The organism is Brevundimonas sp. (assembly GCF_016463485.1).
Classification (GTDB): domain Bacteria; phylum Pseudomonadota; class Alphaproteobacteria; order Caulobacterales; family Caulobacteraceae; genus Brevundimonas.
In genome coordinates, this window is the sequence record NZ_JAEMRD010000243.1 from 1 (window position 1) to 2,475 (window position 2,475).

3 protein-coding genes are annotated in these 2,475 nt (G+C 69.0%); 1 reads left to right on the top strand and 2 read right to left on the bottom strand.

The window, feature by feature from the left end; genetic code table 11:
- On the top strand, nucleotides 1-564 hold a 564-nt coding region (locus JHC99_RS18480; protein WP_292156156.1), incomplete at its 5' end, for a hypothetical protein.
- 7 nt (nucleotides 565-571) lie between these two features.
- Here the strand turns inward: JHC99_RS18480 and JHC99_RS18485 are convergent.
- Both JHC99_RS18485 and JHC99_RS18490 read right to left on the bottom strand, forming a co-directional pair.
- The gene (locus JHC99_RS18485) at nucleotides 572-1,483 is read right to left on the bottom strand and encodes an SDR family NAD(P)-dependent oxidoreductase (protein ID WP_292156158.1); all 912 of its coding nucleotides are present in this window, start codon (nucleotides 1,481-1,483) and stop codon (nucleotides 572-574) included.
- Between the two features lie 56 nt (nucleotides 1,484-1,539).
- Nucleotides 1,540-2,475: NAD-dependent epimerase/dehydratase family protein (locus JHC99_RS18490; RefSeq protein WP_292156157.1), on the bottom strand; the 936-nt coding region annotated here is incomplete at its 5' end.

Sequence of the window (2,475 nt, forward strand, 5' to 3'; positions counted from 1 at the left end):
CCCAACTTCAGCTGCGAGTATGCGATTGCGTCGCTGATGAAGGCCAGCACGATCCCGCCCCAGCCCAGGGCATTCGCGACGGTGCTCCGGGTCAGGGGGCCGGTGATGATCAGACCGGCAAGGATAGCGACGCCACCGGCCGCCACACCACGTCGCAACGAACCGACGCTGGATCTGAGCACTCTCGCTCAAGGCCCTCGCCGCCCCGGCCCCACCGCGCCGCGCGCTACAACAGGCCAACAAGGCGCTGGCCGCGCCAGCCAGGCCTCGGGGCCTCAGCTGACGGCGATCTTCAACCAGGTCTATCCGAACTGGACCCTGCCCTGCGACATTCCCGGCGCGAACCAGCTGAGGATCCGGGTCAATGTCACCCTGTCCACGGACGGCCGGATCACCGCCGGGCCAACCCTGGTCGATCCCGACTCAAGCCCCGTCTACAGGGCCGCCGCAGACGGCGCGATGCGGGCGCTGCGCCAGACCGCACCTTTCGACGTGCCGTCCGGCTTCCCGGGCGGGCAGTTCGCTCCGGTCTTCAACACCGAGCGGGCCTGCCGGAATCGTTAGGCGGCGGTCAAAGCTCGCTATCCCGGGCAGCGTTCACCGTATCGAGGGTCACCGTTGCTCCGCGACGCGGCAGCAACGGAAAGCCGTTTTCTGATTCGATGCCGGTCCGGGACATCGGCGTCGTCAGGGCCGCCAACCCCTCCCGCCAGGTCGGATACTTCGGCCGCCAGTCCAGTTCCGCCTTGGCCCGGGCATTCGAGATGCGCTTCGAGTCGAGGTAGAATCGCCGGCTGACGTCGGAGACCGATGGATCGTCCCAGGCGACCTCGGGCGGCCGGGGCAGGCCCAGATGATCGGCGGCCCATTCCATGACGACGTCGGCGGGCGCAGGTTCGTCGTCCACCAGATTGTAGGCGCGGCCCGGGTGGGGGCGATCCATCGAGGCGAACAGGCCCGAGACGATGTCGTCCAGATGGATGCGGTTGAAGACCTGGCCGGGCTTCCTGACCCGCCGGGCGGTCCCGTCCTTCAGCCTGTCGATCACCGACCGGCCGGGCCCATAGATGCCGGGCAGGCGGAAGACCTGAACCGTCAGCCCCATGCCCCGCCCGGCGTCCAGCCAGTCGGCCTCGGCCCTGACACGGCGCGCGCCCTCGATCGTGGCGGCGTTCAGGGCATCGTCCTCGAATACCCAGCCGCCTGCCCGGTCGCCATAGACGGAAGTGGACGAGATATAGCCGACCCAGTCGGGCCAGGCCGATCCGGCTGAGGGCGTGGACGACAGCGCCCTCAACCCCGGGCAGCCCTTGGCGTCGGGGGCGGAGGTAACCAGCACGGCCGTGGCCTGAGCCAGCGCCGCGTCCAGTGCGGTGAGATCAGTCGGGTCGATCGCCTCGATCCCCTCGGCCGACAGGGCCGCACGACGTTCGGGATCACGCGAGGTCGCCACGGCTCGACCGCCACGCGCAAGGGCGTCCATCGCGGCAGCGCGGCCGACGTAGCCGCCGCCGAAGACCAGCAGGGATGGGGTCGCGGTCAGGCGACGCCCGCCCGGATCGGGATAACGGGCGCGGGTTCGGGACGGGCCGATTGCACGGGCTCCGCACAGGCTTCGGCCCGACAGGCGTTCCAGGTGGAGACGCACGGGATCTTCGCCCGGTCGGCGCGGTCGGCGTAGCGGCCGGCCACCGCCGCGACGTCGGCCATCAAACCCTCGGCCAGGGTGATCGGCTTGAGCCCCAGGTCGCGGAACTGGTCGTTGGCGACGATCAGCTCGTTCTCGTCGGCCTCCTGGCGCGGATTGGGCAGGTGGGCGATTTCGGCCCCGGTCAGGCGCGACACCAGGGCGGCGAGGTCGCGGACCCTGTGGCTCTCGGTCATCTGGTTCAGGATCTTGACCCGCTCGCCGCGTTTGGGCGGGTTCTGCAAGGCCAGCTCGACGCAGCGCACCGTGTCCTGGATATGGATGAAGGCCCGCGTCTGGCCCCCTGCCCCATGCACCGTCAGCGGATAGCCCACCGCCGCCTGCATCAGGAACCGGTTCAGCACGGTGCCGTAGTCGCCGTCATAGTCGAACCGGTTGATCAGCCGCTCGTCCATCCGCGTCTCTGCCGTTTCCGCTCCCCAGACGATGCCCTGGTGCAGGTCGGTGATGCGCAGGGCGTCGTTGCGGGCATAGAACTGGAACAGCAGGGCGTCCTGGGTCTTGGTCATGTGATAGATCGAGCCCGGGTTCGGCGGGAACAGGATCTCCTGCTCGGCCGGGCCGTGGTCGGTCTGGACCGTGACCTTCAGATAGCCCTCGGGGATGCGCAGGCCTGCGGTGCCGTAGCCATAGACCCCCATGGTCCCCAGGTGGGCCAGGTGGACGTCGCGGCCGCTCTCGACGATGGCGGCCAAGATGTGGTGGGTGGCGTTGATGTTGTTGTCGACGGTGTAGAGCTTGTGCCGCGCCGACTTCATCGAATAGGG